Below are 17,370 nucleotides of genomic sequence, written 5' to 3'. Positions count from 1 at the left end.
GGGACAGCTTTGCCCTAAAAACCCGGAAAACAACAACAATGAACAACAAAAACGAATTGCACCGGTTGGCGACACCACACCCCGCGCGGCATCCGCAGCCGTCGGTAAAGGCCCAGGATCTGACTCACCTGATCTTCCAGCGCCCGGACTTGAATGAGGCGGCGCGTTTCCTGACTGACTTCGGTCTGACGGTAAGTCGGCAGGAGGCCGATACGCTCTATCTGCGGGCCACCGAAGCCACTGCCTATTGTTACCGTGTCCAACGTGGCGAACAGGCACGTTTTATCGGGTTCGGACTTGCCGTGCAGTCCCTGGAAGATCTGGAAAAGCTCACTCGAATCCCGGGTGCGTCATCGGTCGAGAAATCGGAACATCCGGGTAAAGGGTATTACGTCAGACTGACGGATCCTTCCGGTTTCATTGTGGAAGCCGTCTGTGACCAGACGCCGGGCAAGCCTCTGGTGCATAGAGCTCCATTGCACTGGAATCTGGCGCAGGAACAACCGCGAATCAACGCGACGCAGCGCCCGCCGATTGCTCCCCCTGAAGTTCTCAAACTGGGTCACATCGTCATTGAGGTGGCCGACTATCAAGCAACCTGTGCCTGGTATACGCAGTACTTCGGGTTTATTCCCAGCGATGTGCAGGTACTCCCCGACGGCACGCCCATCGTCACTTTCATGCGCCTTGATCTCGGTGATATGCCGGCGCCTCACCATACGCTCGCGATTGCGCAAGGGTTCATGGCGACCTACAGCCATAGCGCCTATGAAGTCGTTGATGCAGACGCCGTGGGTATGGGGCAGCGCGTCCTGCGCGAGCGCGGTTGGGAACACTCATGGGGCATCGGCCGGCACATTCTGGGCAGTCAGATCTTCGATTACTGGCAAGACCCTTGGGGCGACAAGCACGAGCATTACTGCGACGGGGATCTTTTCACGGCCACTCGGCCTACGGGCATTCATCCGGTGAGTCCCGAGGCAATGGCGCAGTGGGGGCAGCGCATGCCCAAGAGTTTTACCAAACCCAAGATGAACCTGACCAATGTGCTTCTGCTGATCCGCAACCTGCGACGCAGCCCGGACCTGACCATTCGCAAGCTGATAACACTCATGCGGATGTTCGGGTAGAGCTGCCGCCATGTCGGACAACTCAACCCGGTTTGGCCGGCGGGACGTGCTTAAAGCCGGCGCTTTGATTGCTGGCGGTGCGTGGGTTTACACCGTTGTCAGCCCCCCTTCAGAACAACACCACAGTTCTCGCACCACCGAACGCGGGACAAACACCGCTCCAGGAGTACCTTCAATGTCTGCTGTACACGTAGTCCGCTTTGAATTTCAGAACGGTATCCACTGGGGCGTGCTTCGCCAGGGCCGTATCACGGTTGTCCCCGGTGTTTTTGAAACCACCGGTGACTTCATTCGCCAGAACAGTATCGACAACCTCGCTCAACTGAAAGGCGCTGAGCTTGCGGAGGGCGAAGTAAAACTGCTGTCGCCGGTGACCCGTAACCAGCAGTTCGTCTGCCAGGGCGCCAATTACCGTCAGCACATGATCGAGTCGGGCATGGACCCGGATGCGAAGAAATTCAACATGATCTTCACCAAGGCGACGAGTTGCCTGGTGGCGGCTGACAGCGACCTGATCAAGCCGCGCCACGTGCGCTTTCTTGACTACGAGATCGAACTGGGCCTCGTGATGAAGCGCTCGATCACCGGCGCTGTTGCTGTCACCGACGCCAATCTGCATGAGTTCATTGCGGGCGTTGTCATTGTCAATGACTACTCGGCGCGTGACATTCAGATTCCCCAGATGCAGTTCTACAAGGGCAAGAGCTACCGCACTTTCGGTCCGGTCGGTCCGTACCTCTGCCTTTTGGATGCCTCGAACATTCATTACTTGAAAGACCTGCAGCTGCGCCTGACGGTCAACGACCAGGTGCGACAGAACGACAGCACGGCCAACCTGGTTTACGGTCCCGCTGAAACCCTGACCGAACTCTCCGCCTTGCAAGATCTCGACGTTGGAGACCTGATCGCCACCGGTACGCCTGCGGGCTGTGCTCTAACGGTGCCTTCGCCTGCCAAACAGCGCATTGCTGCCCTGATGCCAGAAGCCACCAAGTGGAAGCTTTTCCTCAAGGCGCAAGAGGGCCGGACGCAGTACCTCAAGGCAGGTGACGTAGTCGAGGCGCGTATTCGCAGCGCCGATGGCGTGATCGATCTCGGCGTGCAACGCAACCGAGTCGTGGGGGAAGCCTGATGGTGGTGCAGACCCTGAGCGACATCGAACATCTCGAACGAGTCCCCTTGTCGGAGCGTGGCCTGGCTTGCAGCACTTATGAAGCGCTGCGTGTGGCGGCCGAGCGCACCCCCCAGGCACCGGCGCTGAGCTTCTTCGCCGATGCCGCCGATTTCAAGCGCACCTGCGAGTGGAACTACTCCCAGCTTTTCGCGAATATCACCCGCGCGGCAAATGCCTTTCATGACCTGGGCATAAAACCGGGTGAGGTGCTTGCCTTCATCCTGCCCAACCTGCCGGAAACCCATTTCACGATATGGGGCGGGGAGGCGGCCGGGATCGTCATGGCGATCAATCCTCTGCTCGAGGCCAAGCAGATGGCTGGCTTGCTGAATGCCGCGAAGGCATCCGTGGTAGTAACGCTTGCGCCGACTGCGGGCAGTGATCTGTGGCCCAAACTGGCTTCGCAGCTGGATCAGATACCCACGGTCAGGTCTGTTGTTTGGGTCAGCATGGAACCCTATGTCGCCGAACCTGTGCGTGGGGCTCTGAAAGCCGCGGCACTGAAGGAGCGAGACTTACACAGTGGTATCGCGATCCACGATTGGCGATCGCTGATGGCGACTCAGCCGCACACATACCTCAAGAGCGGTCGGCAAATCCGTCAGGATGAATGCTCGTCTTATATCTGTACTGGCGGCACCACCGGGCTCCCCAAGATCGCCGCCCGAACCCATGGCTCTGAAGTATTCAATGCATGGGCCGTGGCCGCTCACTTGCAGCCGCGCAGTGGTGGCCAGGTTATCTTTTGTGGGTTGCCGCTGTTTCACGTCAATGGCCAGTTGGTGACTGGACTGATGCCTTGGACTCAAGGCGACCATGTGATCCTCGGGACGCCTCAGGGGTATCGTGGCGAGGGAGTGATCCCACGATTCTGGGAGATGGTCGAGCACTTCGGTATCAACCTCTTTTCCGGCGTGCCCACTGTCTATGCTGCACTTCTGCAAAATGAATGGCGGGGCCGCGACCTCTCCAGTCTTCGCTTTGCCATGTGTGGCGCCGCACCCATGCCGGCTGAGCTTTTCCGAGAGTTCGAGAACCGTACCGGGGTGAAAATCCTTGAAGGTTACGGCCTTACTGAGGGCGCCTGCGTCTCCTCAATCAATCCGCCCCATGGCGAGCGCCATATCGGCTCCATCGGGATACGGATCGCCTACCAGACTATGCGCGCGGTCTTGCTCAACGATTCGGGAGAGTACCTGCGCGACGCCAGCGAGGATGAGATCGGCCTCATCACGATCAGTGGACCGAACCTTTTCGAAGGCTATCTGGAGGAGCGTCATAACCAGGGCCTTTGGATCGATATCGACGGTCAGCGCTGGCTGAATACGGGCGACTTGGGTCGTCAGGATGCGCAGGGTTATTTCTGGCTGACCGGACGCAAGAAGGAGTTGATCATTCGTGGCGGTCACAACATCGATCCCAAGCAAATCGAGGAGGCTCTGCAGGCACATCCCGCCGTCGCCTTGGCCGCTGCCATCGGCAGTCCCGATGCCTACTCGGGCGAGGTGCCGGTCGCCTACGTTCAACTGCGCCCCGGGCAAGTGTGCAGCGCCGAAGAACTTGAGGCATTCGCTCATCTCAACATCAGCGAGCGGGCAGCCGTTCCCAAGCGCATTGAAATCCTCGAAGCGTTGCCTCTGACTGCCGTGGGCAAGATATTCAAGCCCACTTTGCAGCAGCGGGAGATTGCCAGAGTAGTCCAGCAGGAAGTGGAACGTATGTGTCTGCAGGAAGTTGAGGTAGAGGTGGTACAGGATGGACGACGCGGGCTAGTCGCATGCATCCGGGCGGGAGGCAATCAGGAGTCCCTGGCCCTTCTTCTAGGGCGCTATAGCTTTCAAGTGGAGTGGCTTAAATGAGTGCGAGTTCGCTTTCATAAGTTAAACAAACATGCCCTGGTGCTAATCAGCCAGGGCCCTTTTCACAACTTCGATCAACTCCAACCGGCACTGACATGTGCACGGGAAGGCCAAGCCTTGCCTGCGTGCAACCAACAAAAAGAATAAGGGGTGGACAATGAAAGTGAATAACCGTGCGATCCCGTGTGTCTCTGTTCAGCAAGCATTTGCTTCCTGGATCAAGTTAACCGGCGCCGTAGCCATACTCAGCGCTTCAACAACCGCGGGCGCCAATGGCATTGCCTTGAACGAGCAAAGTGCAAGTAGTGCGGGAACTGCTTATGCGGGAAGATCGTCATCCGCGCTGGACGCCAGCACTATCTTTGGCAACCCTGCGGGCTTGACCAAACTCAAACGCACTGAGATTTCCGGTGGAGCTGCGGTCGTCTCGGTGAGCGATGACATCAGTGATGCGCAGAGCAGTGCCTCAGGAACGAATAAAGGGGATTCGGTACCGTTGGGGGTTGTGCCCTTCGCTTATATGTCGACGCCACTTGATGATCGTTTTTCGATTGGCCTGGGTCTCTACGCTCCGAGTGGCCTGATCAATGATTACGAGAGCACTTTTCAGGGTCGCTACCATGGCTCCTACAGCACGACCAAGGAAATAACCTTGCAGCCCACCATTGCCTATCGGATCAATGATTACGTGTCCATTGGTGGCGGACCGACCATAAACCGTTTCAATGCAAAGCTTCAGAATTACCTGGCCACCGGCGCCCTGAACAATGGCGAGGACACACTGGTCACCATCAAAGGCGATGACACGGCACTTGGTTATAACGTAGGCATCTTGGTTGACTTTACTGAGGCAACCCGTTGGGGGATTAACTATCACTCGAAGGTGGACTATGAACTCAAAGGGCATACTGAGGTTTCTGGCTCCCCGAGCGTTATCCCGCTGGACGGAAAGTATGACAACAAGATAGACCTCACGATGCCCGAATCCGTGGACACCTCTATCACCCATCATTTCAACAGTCGCTGGACGGGCTACCTGGGGACCACCTGGAAACGTTGGAGCCGGATCCAGAAGGTCGAGGCAGTCAATAGCGGTCTTTCCCCTGTGGGTCAGGCGGCTGGCTTGGGAAGTGTGATCGAAGAAATGAACTGGCGCGACACTTGGAGCACCGCAGTTGGCGCCTCCTATCAATTGAACCAACAATGGCTGCTGCGCGCAGGCTACGCCTATGATCCGTCGCCAATCAGGAATGCTGATCGCAGCGTGCGCATTCCGGTCGGGAATCGCCAAGCCGTGACCTTGGGTGGCGCTTATTCGCCGAATTCCGATCTGACGATAGACTTTGCTTATGGTTATCTCTGGGATTCCAAAGTCTCGGTAAAGCAGGCGAACAACTCCGGTGTTCAACCTGGATACAGCGCCAACTACGACAATAGTGCGAATGGGGTTTCAGTGCAGGCTACCTATCGGTACTAACGTGTGAGGCACACTGCGCAGTAGGTCTGTATAGAGCTGCAAAATTTATCCAACGGCGTGTTCGAACTCAAGTAGGCTCGGTTGCCCATTCCTGAGGCGGGTATGCACCTGCACCAGCTGCATGGTGGGGATGGAGAGAACAGAAGCCCGCGGACGCGACGTCAGAGGAGGTATTAAAGCAGGCTGAACTGGCAGGGTTGACGCAGATCAAGGTCATCGATCAACTCAGTTGATGGCAGTTGCGTCGACCCGCACAACGCGACTCGGCACATTTGAATGACTGCTGCTGGCCGATTGCTGCTTGTCGCGAAGGGCTGTAATCGACCTAGGCTGTGTAAAAACGTTTTAGAGCAGGTATGACGGTCAGAACCCGAACGAAAATTGCGTTCCTACGCAAATTTCAGGTCTTGCTGACTAGCCAAGCGCTGGCAGATTTTACGTAGCAACGCAGATCTCCAAACGGTGTCTGCGTTTTTACACACTCTGGATCCAAAGCTGACTGTTGTTTCAGCCAGGCAGCGGTCAAAATTGGTTGCGAGTCAGCGTTTAGCTCGTCCAATGATCCTGAGCAACAGTATCCGGCCACGCTGAACCTAGAGGCAGCAGAGTCAGCCAAGTTTCTGCGAGCTTGTCGGCCTCGATTCGATAAAGCTGTATGCCCGCCCGGGTTTGAGTGCCACCCGTGCTCGGGTCAGTCCATTTCAAATTGAAGCGGAACCAAGCGCGGTCGCCGACGAAACTGTGTTCGTAGATAACGAAACGGGTATTGGGACGTGCCTCTCGTGCCTTAGCAATTTCCTTGACGTAATCCTCTGGCGTTACGGTGCGGTCTCCGAGTTCATCGTGCCGGATATAAGCTTGCGCCATACATTGGGGAATTAAATCGTATTCGCCCTCGTGCCAAACTCGTTCCCAGCGGTCAAAAATATCCTTCAGGTTCGAAGCAGTAGCCATCAAAAAAACCTCTCGCCGATGAATTCTTTGCCGAGGCAGGCTGACACACGTCTCGAACGAGTCTGGTAGATAGGTATGGAAGGCGAAGGCCGGAAGGCAGCTTTTGGCTGTGGATTCAACCGGTCGATGCAACACAACTAGATCCTGTGTAAGCAGAAGGAGTGTTGCAGATGAAGCAGAGACCTGGGATCTATTACACCGAAAGCCAGAAATGTGGGATCACTGGTAGAAAGGCGACTCTCTCCAGCAGATCGCCCAACTATTTGAACGAAACCACTCATCGATACAGCGTACAGCGCATCTTGGCGGAAATAGCCGGAAAGATGCGGAAACGACCAAGGAATGGGCGAACCTGATTCACAAACCCCAGAAACGACAAAGCCCTGAATAATCAGGGCTTTGTCGGTACAAATATGGCGGAGGCGATGGGATTCGAACTCATGGACCTGTTACAGTCGACGGTTTTCAAGACCGTTGCCTTAAACCACTCGGCCACACCTCCGTTTGCGTTGCGGGCGCCATAATACCTGAATGAAACACACTGTCAAACTCTCTACGTAGCTTGTTACAGAGCGTCTGTTATGATCTTTGCGACTGAACGTTTCAAACCAACAGGAGTGTCGCCATGCGCGAACAGGATTACGCAGTTAATAACAGCGTGCAGGCTGAGCAGCTAGAGGTTAGCCGCGTCCTGCGCAACACTTACGGCTTACTCGCTCTCACCCTCGCATTCAGCGGCGTGATGGCGTTTGTCGCTCAGCAGATGCGTGTCGGCTACCCGAACGTTTTCGTGGTGCTGATCGGTTTCTACGGCCTTTTCTTCCTCACCAACAAACTCCGTGATTCGGCCTGGGGCCTGGTGTCGGCATTTGCCCTGACCGGTTTCATGGGTTTCCTGCTCGGCCCGATCCTCAACCGTTACCTGGGCATGCAGGGCGGCGCCGAGGTGGTCAGTTCGGCCTTCGCGATGACAGCGCTGGTGTTCGGCGGTCTGTCGGCTTATGTGCTGATTACCCGCAAGGACATGAGCTTCCTGGGTGGTTTCATCACTGCAGGCTTCTTCGTGCTGCTGGGTGCGACGCTGGCGAGCCTGTTCTTCCAGATCAGCGGTCTGCAACTGGCGATCAGCGCAGGTTTCGTGCTGTTCTCCTCGGTCTGCATTCTGTTCCAGACCAGCGCCATCATTCATGGCGGCGAGCGCAACTACATCATGGCGACCATCAGCCTGTATGTATCGATCTACAACCTGTTCATCAGCTTGTTGCAGCTGTTCGGCATCATGAGCCGCGATGACTAATCGTCAGCCTTGAGGAAAAAACCCGCTTCGGCGGGTTTTTTCTTGCCTGCGATTTGAGTAAAGGGTCACGCCATCGGTGGCAAGCGGCGCTTGACCGGGGTTTTCTTGACGATGGCAGTGTTGGTTTCGGCGTGGGTGTTCAGGCGGTCGAGCAGGGTGTCCAGTTGCTCCATCGAACGCACATGCAGGCGTGCGATGAAACAGTCATCGCCAGTGACTTTGTCGCACTCGGTAAATTCGGGAATGGCCTGTATCTGCCGTTCCACTTCCTGCAACTGGCCTGGCAGCGGACGAATACGGACGATGGCCTGGAGTTGATAGCCAAAGCATTTGGGGTCGATCTCGACGGTGTAACCCTTGAGCACGCCACGCTCTTCGAGGCGACGCAATCGCTCGGCGACGCTCGGCGAGGACAGGCCGCTGATCTGCGCCAGAGCCTTGAGCGAGCGGCGTGAGTCTTCCATCAATGCCGTGATCAGCACTTGGTCGATATCGTCGGTCATGGCGAAACCCCTATTAGGCAATAAATTCAAAATGCCTTGATAAAAAAGGCAGAAATCGAGTTTAGCCTGCTTTTTGCTCTGGAGAAGCCCTTCGGCGGATTGGCATACTTTGGGCTCAAACACAGGAGTCTGATGATGGACAAAACAATACGTCACGGGTCATTTGAAATGACCGCCGCCATGCTGATTTCCGGGACCATCGGCTGGTTCGTTCTGGTGTCCGGGCAGCCGGTGCTGGACGTAGTGTTCTGGCGTTGCGTGTTCGGCGCCGGCACGTTGTTGCTGATCTGCGCGGCATTCGGCTTCCTGCGCCCCGGCATTCTGACCCGCACCACGTTCCTGTTGGCCGTGCTCAGCGGCGTGGCGATTGTCGGCAACTGGGTGCTGTTGTTTGCTTCTTACTCCCGCGCCTCGATTGCCATCGGTACGGCGGTCTATAACGTTCAGCCGTTTATGCTGGTGGGGTTGGCCGCGTTGTTTCTCAACGAGAAAATCACCCTGCAGAAACTGTTCTGGCTGGGTATTTCGTTTCTCGGGATGCTGGCGATTGTTAGCGCACATGGCGGGCAGGGCGAGAGCGGTAATGATTACCTGATGGGCATCGCTCTGGCGCTGGGGGCGGCATTTCTTTACGCGATTGCCGCGTTGATCATCAAACGCCTGACCGGCACACCGCCGCATCTGATCGCGCTGATTCAGGTCACCACCGGTGTGCTGTTACTCGCGCCATTCGCGCACTTTTCGGCACTGCCGCAAGCGCCGAGCGCGTGGGCCAGTCTGGTCACCCTGGGCATTGTCCACACCGGCGTGATGTATGTGCTGCTCTACGGCGCGATCCAAAAACTGCCGACGGCACTGACCGGTGCGCTGTCCTTCATCTACCCGATTGCGGCGATTTTCGTTGACTGGTTCGCTTTCGGCCATCGCCTGGAGCCGCTGCAATGGATCGGTGTCGCCGCGATTCTGTTGGCCGCTGCCGGCATGCAACAGGGCTGGAGCCTTAAGTTTCGTCGGACGGTGACGACGCAATAAGCCGTCAAGAAACGTCAGATGTTCCAGCGCGGTGCCGTCTTGGCCAGGCGCTGGCGCATCTCGCCGATGTTGGCGGCTAATTGCCGGACCAATAACCGGTAGCCATCCAGCGGGTTGTAAACCGGTGCGGCCAGGCTTGAATCCAACGGCAGTTCGACGGGCCGACTCAGCCGCTGGGATGCACCGGATTTCAGCGCCCGGGCCATACCGATCAGTTGGACCCGAATCAGCCGATGCTCGGCTTTCAAGGCCGATTGCAGATGGGCCATGGCATCGGGGTCACTGGCGTCAGGTCGGGTATTGCCGAGGATTTCCAGGGTGCTGACGCACATCCGCAAGTGGCGCTGAATGGCATCGAGTTCGGTCATGGATATCCGCACTTCCTTGGACACCGAGGGCATCAACGAGCGCAGTTGCACCATCACGGTGTTCAGGCGGCCCACGAGTTTATGGTGCTCGTCATCGGTGACCGATTGGCCATTGATGATGCGCCCGTAGATCGTCGCGCAGTCGCGCAAGGCATCGGCCAGGTTGTAGCGCCAGGAATAAACCGCGTAGAGCGGCAGGGCGAAAGAAAATGCCAGGGCCAGGGCGATGCCGATCAGGATGTCCACCCCACGCCACAACCCGTCGGTGATCGGATTGTCGCCATGCCCCGCGACGATAAACACGGTAATCGCCGAGAGTAACGCGGTGTAACCGCCCTTGCCGATGGCGTGGTACGAGAAGAATCCGCAAACCACGGCCATCGCGAAATAGGTCAGCCACGGCATCCCGAGCCAGGCCTGTTGCGCCACGAGCAGCAAGCCGACGCCGGCGCCGATCAAGGTGCCGATGGCGCGCTCGGCGGCTTTTTTGCCGATGTTGCCGTGGTGCTGCAAACCGCCGATCACCACCAGCATCGTCACCGACGCCCACTCACCGTGGGGCAGATGGATGCCGGTGGTCAGCAGGATCGTTGCCAGCAACCCCAACGACACACGCACCGCGTGGATCACCCTGGCGTGGCGATAGCGCCGATACGGGTCCAGCAACGGACGCAGCAGTCGGCGCATTAGCGGTGGCAGTCGATTGGCTCTGAATGTGCTCAGGCTCGGTCTCCTCAGAAGATGTAATCGGTGGTCAGGAAACTCGAACTGCGTCCGCTGATGATCTCGCTGATGAGTTCTTTGTTGGTTTCCTGGAACTTGGTTGCCACCAGTGTCCGGATCGAAAACACCCGCAGCGCATCATGCACCGACAGCGTGCCTTCGGCGGAGTTCTTGCGGCCGTTGAACGGGAAGGTGTCCGGGCCGCGCTGGCACTGGGCGTTGAGGTTGATCCGGCCGACCTGGTTGGCGAAGGTGTCCACCAGCCGACCGACCGCCACCGGGTTGGTGCCGAAGATACTCAGCTGCTGGCCGAAGTCCGACTCCAGGACGTAATCGATCACCGTGTCCAGATGCCGGTAAGGCACGATCGGCACGACCGGGCCGAATTGTTCTTCCTGATAGACGCGCATCTGCGGCGTCACCGGATACAGCACGGCGGGGTAGAAGAATGAGGCGCGGGCTTCACCGCCGTTGGGGTTGACCACGGTGGCGCCTTTGCTCACGGCATCCGCCACCAGCGAGTGCAGGTAATCGACCTTGCTCGCTTCCGGCAACGGCGTCAGCGCCACGCCGCTGTCCCACGGCATGCCGGGTTTGAGGTTGGCGAGTTTGGCGTTGAATTTCTCGATGAAAGCGTCGACCACGTCTTCATGGACGAAGAGGATTTTCAGCGCGGTGCAGCGCTGGCCATTGAAGGACAAGGAACCGGTAAGCGCTTCGCTGACCGCGTTGTCCAGATCCACTTCAGGCAGCACGATGCCGGGGTTCTTCGCATCCAGGCCCAACGCTGCGCGCAAGCGGTGTGGTTTTGGATGGAGTTTTTTCAGGTCGCTGGCAGCCTTGTTGGTGCCGATAAACGCGAAGATGTCGATCTTGCCGCTGGCCATCAGCGCACTGACCGTCTCGCGGCCGCTGCCGTAGATCACGTTGATCACCCCGGCCGGGAAGCTGTCGCGGAATGCTTCCAGCAACGGACGAATCAGCAGCACACCGAGCTTGGCCGGTTTGAACACCACGGTGTTGCCCATGATCAGCGCCGGAATCAGCGTGGTGAAGGTTTCGTTCAGCGGGTAGTTATAAGGTCCCATGCACAACGCCACACCCAGCGGTACGCGGCGGATCTGGCCGAGGGTGTCCTGTTCCAGTTCGAAGCGGCTGGAGCGGCGATCGAGTTCCTTGAGCGCGTTGATGGTGTCAACGATGTAATCGCAGGTGCGGTCGAATTCTTTCTCCGAGTCCTTGAGGTTCTTGCCGATTTCCCACATCAGCAACTTGACCACGGCTTCGCGTTGTTCCCGCATGCGTCCGAGGAAGGTCTCGACGTGCTGGATACGTTCGGCTACGCGCATTGTCGGCCACAGACCCTGGCCCCGGTCATAGGCACGGACGGCGGCGTCGAGAGCGGTCAATGCGGTGTCGGCATCGAGCAGTGGCGTGCTGCCGAGGATCACTTGTTCGTCGCCATTCTCACCCGCCAGGTACACCGGGCTGCGGACTTGGGCGAGGGGCCCGGACCAGGTTTTCAGCTCGCCGTCGACCAGGTACTCACGCTGCTCGGTCTGGCCGTCGAGGCGGTATTTTTCCGGGATGTCGCTGGCGTCGGGAAACAGGTTGCCTAGGATGTGTGCTGTGGTCATGTCGCTACCCCGTCTGGATTGGGTGATGCGGATAAGGTCTGTTATCGCTACGCACTGCCATCAGGTCAAGGCCTGATCACAACGCGGCTGTCGAAAGTGGTGGCTAGATCAGCATAGCTGAATCGTTTTACCAGATGGCAACACGGATTGTCATGACCCACAGCACACAGGCTGTCTTGACCGGTTGGAAGAGGGATGACAGTGGCGGTTTTTGAGCTGAAAACACACAACGGCCGATGCTGCGGTTAAACTTCGCGCTCTTTCTAAAGGAGTTCATATGAGTTACTACCAGCCGGGCATTCTCGCCACCCCAGTTCCGCCTCAAGCCCGTCATATGTTCTTCGCACTCGAATCCGCCGCTGCCTTGCCGGCCGCGCTGGAAAATCTGAAAGGGCTGGTCGACGGGAAGTCGGCAGTAGTCGGTTTCGGTGAATCCCTGGTCAAGGCCCTCAAAGGGCAAATCGAAGGCCTGCGCGCCTTTCCAGCATTGACCGGTGTCGGCGTCGACAACCCGTCGACCCAGCACGCGCTCTGGTGCTGGTTGCACGGTGTCGACCGTGGCGAATTGCTCAATCGCAGCAGCGCCATCGAAGCCGCGCTGGCCCCGGCCCTGCGTCTGGTGCAGATGAACGAAACCTTCCGCCACCTCACCGGCCATGACCTGACCGGTTACGAAGACGGCACCGAAAACCCTCACGACGAAGCCGCCGTTGCCGCTGCGCTGGTGAGTGACGGCGCTGACGGAATGGTCGGCGGCAGCTTCGCCGCGATCCAGCAGTGGCAGCATGATCTAAAGGGCTTCCACGCGATGCCGTCCCATGAGAAGGACAACATCATGGGCCGTCGTTTGAGCGACAACGAAGAGATCGACGACGCGCCGATTTCCGCTCACGTCAAACGCACCGCCCAGGAAAGCTTCGCCCCCGAGGCCTTTGTGGTGCGCCGTTCCATGCCTTGGATCGAAGGCGACCGCGCCGGCCTGATGTTCCTGGCCTTCGGTTTCTCCCTCGATGCCTTCGAAGCCCAACTGCGTCGCATGAGCGGTCTGGAAGACGGCATCACCGACGGTTTGTACCGCATCAGCCGGCCGATCACTGGCGGCTACTACTGGTGCCCGCCGCTCAAGGACGGTCATCTGGACCTGCGCGCACTGTGCATCGGTTAACCATCAGGGAGTGAGTATGAACGTGGTGCGTTGGGGCATGATCGGGTGTGGCAGCGTCGCTGAACGCAAGAGCGGGCCGGCCTTCTACAAGGCGCCCGGTTCGGCGCTGGTGGCGGTGATGGGCCGGCGTCTGGACGCGGTGACGGATTATGCCGCGCGCCACGGCATCGCTCGGGTCTACACCGAAGTCGACGCGCTGATCAATGATCCCGAGGTCGACGCGGTGTACATCGCCACGCCGCCTGACAGTCATCACGCTTACGCCTTGAGGGTGGCCGCCGCTGGCAAACATTGCTGCGTCGAAAAACCGATGTCGTTGAATGCCGGGCAAAGCCGTGAGATGCAAAAGGTCTTTGCCGATGCCGGGCTGCACCTGTTTGTTTCCTACTACCGGCGTTCGCTGCCGCGCTTCCAGCAAGTGCGGCAATGGCTGGAAGAGGGGCGGATCGGCGAGGTCCGGCACCTGACCTGGACCCTGACCAAAGCGCCATCTCCGACCGATCTTGGCGGTACAGATAACTGGCGCACCGACCCGACAATTGCTGGCGGTGGTTATTTCGCCGACCTGGCCAGTCATGGCTTCGATCTGTTCCAGTACCTGCTCGGTGACATCGTCGAAGTCGCCGGGTTTACCGCGCACCAGGCCGGTTTGTATGCCGCCGAGGATGCCGTCAGCGCCAGTTGGCGGTTTGCGTCGGGCGCCCTGGGCATGGGCTGCTGGAACTTCGTTGCGGACCGCCGCGAAGATCGGGTCGAGCTGATCGGCAGCAAAGGCCGGATCAGCTTTTCCGTATTCGATGAACATCCGGTTCAGCTTGAAGCCGATGAAAACCTCAGCCTGCACATCGACAATCACGAGCACATCCAGTGGCATCACGTGCTGGGCATGAACGCCCATATCCGTGGAGAAGCGCAGCATCCAGCCGTGGCCGAGCAGGCATTGAAAACCGATTGGGTGATGGACCAGATCCTCAAGCGCTGTTGAGTTTTGATTACTCCCCACTTCCTCGGTGAGTGGTTCCCTGTGGCGAGGGGGCTTGCCCCCGTTGGAGTGCGAAGCGCTCCCCTGCATTCTTTCAGTCATACCATGTCAGCAGGTTTAGCGACTGCTGCGCAGCCGAGCGGGGGCAAGCCCCCTCGCCACAATGGTTTGTGCCCGTCTGACAGACCGCTCTAACCTTATGCTCAAACAGTATTTCTCAAGCCCGCCATTAGAACTTTAAGATCACGTCATAACTCGTTATAACAAGTGATCTTCCATGACCGATAACGTTCTCTCCCTCAGTAGCGTTCCGCTGCACACCCAGCTGCGGGATGTGCTTCGCGCTCGCATCCTCGACGGCGAATACCCGCAAGACAGCCAGATGCCTTCCGAAAGCGAACTCGGCGCGCTGTTCAACGTCAGCCGCATCACCGTGCGCCAGGCCTTGGGGGATCTGCAGAAAGAAGGGCTGATCTTCAAGATCCACGGCAAGGGCACCTTCGTCGCCAAGCCGAAAACCTTCCAGAACGTCAGCACCCTGCAAGGCCTCGCCGAGTCCATGACCGGTCGCGGCTACGAGGTGATCAACCGCCTGCGCAGTTTCAAATTCATTCCCGCCGACAAACTCGTTGCCGAGCGCTTGCAGGTCGCCGAAGGCGAGACCGTGGCGCAGATCAAGCGGGTTCGCCTGATCAACCGCGAGCCGATTTCCCTCGAAATCACCTACCTGCCCAAGGCCATCGGCGAGCGTCTGGAGAAGGCCGACCTGGTCACTCGCGACATTTTCCTGATCCTGGAAAACGACTGCGGCCTGGCCCTCGGTCACGCCGATCTGGCCATCGACGCAGTGCTGGCCGACAGCGATCTGACCCAGGCGCTGAATGTCGAGCCCGGCTCGCCGATCATGCGCATCGAGCGCCTGACCCACGACGCCAGCGGCCAGCCCGTGGACTTCGAACACCTTTACTACCGCGGCGATGCCTTCCAGTACCGCCTGCGGATCGACCGGCAAAAAGGGGCGCAGGCATGACTCACGGCTCAATGACTAGAAAGACGCTCGAACAGGAATACGACATCGTCGTGATCGGCGGCGGCACCGCAGGACCGATGGCGGCGATCAAGGCCAAGGAACGCAACCGCGATTTGCGCGTGCTGCTGATCGACAAGGCCAACGTCAAACGCAGTGGCGCGATCAGCATGGGCATGGACGGCCTGAACAACGCGATCATTCCCGGCCACTCGACGCCCGAGCAATACACCAAGGAAATCACCATCGCCAATGACGGTATCGTCAATCAGGCGGCGGTGTATGCGTACGCGACCCATAGCTTCGAAACCATCGAGCAACTGGATCGCTGGGGTGTGAAGTTCGAGAAGGACGAGACCGGCGACTACGCGGTAAAAAAGGTCCACCACATGGGCGCCTACGTGCTGCCAATGCCGGAAGGGCACGACATCAAAAAAGTCCTGTATCGCCAGTTGAAACGGGCGCGGGTGAGCATCACCAATCGGCTGGTCTGCACGCGATTGCTGACGGACGAAGAGGGCGCGGTCAGCGGTGTGATGGGTTTTGACTGCCGCACTGCCGATTTCCATGTGATCAAGGCCAAAGCCGTGATCCTCTGCTGCGGCGCCGCCGGGCGTCTGGGTTTGCCGTCCTCGGGTTACCTGATGGGCACCTACGAAAACCCGACCAACGCTGGCGACGGTTACGCCATGGCCTATCACGCCGGGGCCGAACTGGCGAACCTGGAATGCTTCCAGATCAACCCGCTGATCAAGGATTACAACGGCCCGGCCTGCGCCTACGTCACCGGTCCGTTAGGCGGCTACACCGCGAACAACAAGGGCGAACGCTTCATCGAGTGCGATTACTGGAGCGGCCAGATGATGTGGGAGTTCCACCAGGAACTCGAAAGCGGCAACGGTCCGGTGTTCCTCAAACTCGATCACCTGGCCGAGGAAACCATCCAGAACATCGAGGAGATCCTGCACAGCAACGAACGTCCGAGTCGCGGCCAGTTTCACGCCAATCGCGGCACCGACTACCGCACGCAGATGGTCGAGATGCACATCTCGGAAATCGGTTTTTGCAGTGGGCATTCGGCGTCCGGCGTGTGGGTCAACGAGAAGGCCGAAACCTCGGTCATGGGTTTGTACTCGGCCGGTGACATGGCCGCGGTGCCGCACAACTACATGCTCGGCGCGTTCACCTATGGTTGGTTTGCCGGCACCAACGCGGCGGATTTTGTCGTCGGACGCGAGTTTTCGACGGTCGATGCCCAGCAGATCGAAACAGAAAAGGCCCGGGTCTACGCGCCGCTGGACCGCGAACACGGCCTGCCGCCGGCTCAGGTCGAGTACAAGCTGCGACGCTTCGTCAACGACTACCTGCAACCGCCGAAAGTGACCAAGAAAATGCAAATCGGCCTGCAACGCTTCAGCGATATCCAGCGCGATCTCGATCAGATCAAGGCCCACAACGCCCACGAACTGATGCGCGCGATGGAAGTCAGCATGATCCGCGACTGCGCCGAAATGGCCGCCCGCGCTTCGCTGTTCCGCGCCGAAAGTCGCTGGGGGCTTTACCACTATCGGGTCGACCACCCGCAACGCAACGACAGCGACTGGTTCTGCCATTGCCACCTGAAAAAGGATGAAAACGGCCAGATGACCAGTTTCAAGAAAGCCGTCGAGCCTTACATCATCCCGCTGGACGCCGATGAAATGCAGGCCTACGACCGGCTGCGTGTCGGTGCCTTTGCTGCCTGAGCATCACAAAAAGAGAGACCGCGAAATGGCCTATCAACCCCAGGAAATCTTCTTTCGCTCCAACGCGCCCGTCACGGTCGATGAGGACCTTTGCATTGCCCACAAAGGCTGCACCGTGTGCGTCGACGTCTGCCCGATGGACCTGTTGGCGATCAACCCGGCCACGCAAAAGGCCTACATGGCCTTCGACGAATGCTGGTACTGCATGCCGTGTGAAAAGGACTGCCCGACCGGGGCCGTGAAAGTCGAAATCCCTTATTTGCTCCGTTGACACAGTCCCTGTAGGAGTGAGCCGGC

The 17,370-nt window shown here is 58.5% G+C and carries 15 protein-coding genes, 1 tRNA gene and 1 pseudogene; 12 read left to right on the top strand and 5 right to left on the bottom strand.

The annotated features are described in order from the left end of the window. The first annotated feature begins 38 nt into the window (after positions 1 to 38). The 4 genes from VD17_RS19175 (at position 39) to VD17_RS19160 (ending at position 5,640) form a co-directional block, all read left to right on the top strand. A complete protein-coding gene (locus tag VD17_RS19175) occupies positions 39 to 1,130 on the top strand; it encodes a VOC family protein (RefSeq protein ID WP_046055166.1) in 1,092 nt (363 codons plus the stop codon). Between the two features lie 175 nt (positions 1,131 to 1,305). After that, complete coding sequence (locus tag VD17_RS19170; protein WP_046055165.1) at positions 1,306 to 2,262, top strand: fumarylacetoacetate hydrolase family protein; 957 nt, start codon at positions 1,306 to 1,308, stop codon at positions 2,260 to 2,262. Continuing rightward, positions 2,262 to 4,163 (top strand): acyl-CoA synthetase, encoded by a 1,902-nt coding sequence (locus tag VD17_RS19165; protein ID WP_046055164.1) that lies wholly within the window; start codon positions 2,262 to 2,264, stop codon positions 4,161 to 4,163. Before VD17_RS19170 ends, VD17_RS19165 begins: the two co-directional genes overlap by 1 nt. A gap of 157 nt (positions 4,164 to 4,320) precedes the next feature. Continuing rightward, entirely contained in the window at positions 4,321 to 5,640 is a 1,320-nt protein-coding gene (locus VD17_RS19160; protein ID WP_046055163.1) for an outer membrane protein transport protein, read from the top strand. Positions 5,641 to 6,186: 546 nt separating this feature from the next. Here VD17_RS19160 and VD17_RS19155 read toward each other — a convergent pair. Next, a complete protein-coding gene (locus VD17_RS19155) occupies positions 6,187 to 6,594 on the bottom strand; it encodes a nuclear transport factor 2 family protein (protein ID WP_046055162.1) in 408 nt (135 codons plus the stop codon). A 170-nt stretch (positions 6,595 to 6,764) separates the two neighbouring features. Here VD17_RS19155 and VD17_RS32265 point away from each other — a divergent pair. Next, positions 6,765 to 6,904: pseudogene (locus VD17_RS32265) on the top strand (IS30 family transposase); the annotation flags it as partial. A 104-nt stretch (positions 6,905 to 7,008) separates the two neighbouring features. Here VD17_RS32265 and VD17_RS19150 read toward each other — a convergent pair. Beyond that, a tRNA-Ser gene (locus VD17_RS19150) sits at positions 7,009 to 7,096 on the bottom strand. Between the two features lie 123 nt (positions 7,097 to 7,219). Here VD17_RS19150 and VD17_RS19145 point away from each other — a divergent pair. Beyond that, positions 7,220 to 7,891, top strand: coding sequence for a Bax inhibitor-1/YccA family protein (locus tag VD17_RS19145; RefSeq protein WP_008155030.1), 672 nt, complete (start codon positions 7,220 to 7,222; stop codon positions 7,889 to 7,891). 65 nt (positions 7,892 to 7,956) lie between these two features. On the opposite strand, the gene VD17_RS19140 is transcribed toward VD17_RS19145, so the two are convergent. Next, positions 7,957 to 8,394, bottom strand: coding sequence for an Lrp/AsnC family transcriptional regulator (locus VD17_RS19140; protein ID WP_008155029.1), 438 nt, complete (start codon positions 8,392 to 8,394; stop codon positions 7,957 to 7,959). A gap of 135 nt (positions 8,395 to 8,529) precedes the next feature. Between VD17_RS19140 and VD17_RS19135 the strand changes: the two genes are divergently transcribed. Continuing rightward, positions 8,530 to 9,426 carry a DMT family transporter gene (locus VD17_RS19135; RefSeq protein ID WP_046055161.1) on the top strand — a complete coding sequence of 299 codons (897 nt, stop codon included), beginning with the start codon at positions 8,530 to 8,532 and terminating at the stop codon, positions 9,424 to 9,426. Positions 9,427 to 9,440: 14 nt separating this feature from the next. Here the strand turns inward: VD17_RS19135 and VD17_RS19130 are convergent, their stop codons facing one another. Both VD17_RS19130 and VD17_RS19125 read right to left on the bottom strand, forming a co-directional pair. Continuing rightward, positions 9,441 to 10,481 carry an FUSC family protein gene (locus VD17_RS19130; RefSeq protein ID WP_185753186.1) on the bottom strand — a complete coding sequence of 347 codons (1,041 nt, stop codon included), beginning with the start codon at positions 10,479 to 10,481 and terminating at the stop codon, positions 9,441 to 9,443. A gap of 47 nt (positions 10,482 to 10,528) precedes the next feature. Beyond that, positions 10,529 to 12,154, bottom strand: coding sequence for an NADP-dependent glyceraldehyde-3-phosphate dehydrogenase (locus VD17_RS19125; RefSeq protein WP_046055160.1), 1,626 nt, complete (start codon positions 12,152 to 12,154; stop codon positions 10,529 to 10,531). A gap of 277 nt (positions 12,155 to 12,431) precedes the next feature. Between VD17_RS19125 and VD17_RS19120 the strand changes: the two genes are divergently transcribed. The 5 genes from VD17_RS19120 to VD17_RS19100 all read left to right on the top strand — a co-directional run bounded on the left by VD17_RS19120 (position 12,432) and on the right by VD17_RS19100 (position 17,344). Then, complete coding sequence (locus VD17_RS19120; RefSeq protein WP_046055159.1) at positions 12,432 to 13,319, top strand: Dyp-type peroxidase; 888 nt, start codon at positions 12,432 to 12,434, stop codon at positions 13,317 to 13,319. A gap of 16 nt (positions 13,320 to 13,335) precedes the next feature. After that, the gene (locus VD17_RS19115) at positions 13,336 to 14,304 is read left to right on the top strand and encodes a Gfo/Idh/MocA family protein (RefSeq protein ID WP_046055158.1); all 969 of its coding nucleotides are present in this window, start codon (positions 13,336 to 13,338) and stop codon (positions 14,302 to 14,304) included. 274 nt (positions 14,305 to 14,578) lie between these two features. Further along, on the top strand, positions 14,579 to 15,331 hold the full coding sequence (locus VD17_RS19110) for a GntR family transcriptional regulator (protein WP_046055157.1): 753 nt from the start codon (positions 14,579 to 14,581) through the stop codon (positions 15,329 to 15,331). An 11-nt stretch (positions 15,332 to 15,342) separates the two neighbouring features. Continuing rightward, complete coding sequence (locus VD17_RS19105) at positions 15,343 to 17,073, top strand: fumarate reductase/succinate dehydrogenase flavoprotein subunit (RefSeq protein ID WP_046055199.1); 1,731 nt, start codon at positions 15,343 to 15,345, stop codon at positions 17,071 to 17,073. A gap of 25 nt (positions 17,074 to 17,098) precedes the next feature. After that, a complete protein-coding gene (locus tag VD17_RS19100) occupies positions 17,099 to 17,344 on the top strand; it encodes a 4Fe-4S dicluster domain-containing protein (protein WP_007946457.1) in 246 nt (81 codons plus the stop codon). Positions 17,345 to 17,370 lie beyond the last annotated feature (26 nt).

The organism is Pseudomonas fluorescens (assembly GCF_000968015.1).
Lineage (GTDB): Bacteria > Pseudomonadota > Gammaproteobacteria > Pseudomonadales > Pseudomonadaceae > Aquipseudomonas > Aquipseudomonas fluorescens_W.
Note: the sequence above shows the minus strand (reverse complement) of the source record. Positions and strands in the feature narration are given on the sequence as shown.

What these genes read in the sequence shown, in the direction of transcription:
- VD17_RS19175 (WP_046055166.1), top strand. Translation starts at nt 39, where the DNA reads ATGAACAACAAAAACGAATTGCACCGGTTGGCGACACCACACCCCGCG.
- VD17_RS19170 (WP_046055165.1), top strand. Translation starts at nt 1,306, where the DNA reads ATGTCTGCTGTACACGTAGTCCGCTTTGAATTTCAGAACGGTATCCAC.
- VD17_RS19165 (WP_046055164.1), top strand. Translation starts at nt 2,262, where the DNA reads ATGGTGGTGCAGACCCTGAGCGACATCGAACATCTCGAACGAGTCCCC.
- VD17_RS19160 (WP_046055163.1), top strand. Translation starts at nt 4,321, where the DNA reads ATGAAAGTGAATAACCGTGCGATCCCGTGTGTCTCTGTTCAGCAAGCA.
- VD17_RS19155 (WP_046055162.1), bottom strand. Translation starts at nt 6,594, where the DNA reads ATGGCTACTGCTTCGAACCTGAAGGATATTTTTGACCGCTGGGAACGA.
- VD17_RS19145 (WP_008155030.1), top strand. Translation starts at nt 7,220, where the DNA reads ATGCGCGAACAGGATTACGCAGTTAATAACAGCGTGCAGGCTGAGCAG.
- VD17_RS19140 (WP_008155029.1), bottom strand. Translation starts at nt 8,394, where the DNA reads ATGACCGACGATATCGACCAAGTGCTGATCACGGCATTGATGGAAGAC.
- VD17_RS19135 (WP_046055161.1), top strand. Translation starts at nt 8,530, where the DNA reads ATGGACAAAACAATACGTCACGGGTCATTTGAAATGACCGCCGCCATG.
- VD17_RS19130 (WP_185753186.1), bottom strand. Translation starts at nt 10,481, where the DNA reads ATGCGCCGACTGCTGCGTCCGTTGCTGGACCCGTATCGGCGCTATCGC.
- VD17_RS19125 (WP_046055160.1), bottom strand. Translation starts at nt 12,154, where the DNA reads ATGACCACAGCACACATCCTAGGCAACCTGTTTCCCGACGCCAGCGAC.
- VD17_RS19120 (WP_046055159.1), top strand. Translation starts at nt 12,432, where the DNA reads ATGAGTTACTACCAGCCGGGCATTCTCGCCACCCCAGTTCCGCCTCAA.
- VD17_RS19115 (WP_046055158.1), top strand. Translation starts at nt 13,336, where the DNA reads ATGAACGTGGTGCGTTGGGGCATGATCGGGTGTGGCAGCGTCGCTGAA.
- VD17_RS19110 (WP_046055157.1), top strand. Translation starts at nt 14,579, where the DNA reads ATGACCGATAACGTTCTCTCCCTCAGTAGCGTTCCGCTGCACACCCAG.
- VD17_RS19105 (WP_046055199.1), top strand. Translation starts at nt 15,343, where the DNA reads ATGACTAGAAAGACGCTCGAACAGGAATACGACATCGTCGTGATCGGC.
- VD17_RS19100 (WP_007946457.1), top strand. Translation starts at nt 17,099, where the DNA reads ATGGCCTATCAACCCCAGGAAATCTTCTTTCGCTCCAACGCGCCCGTC.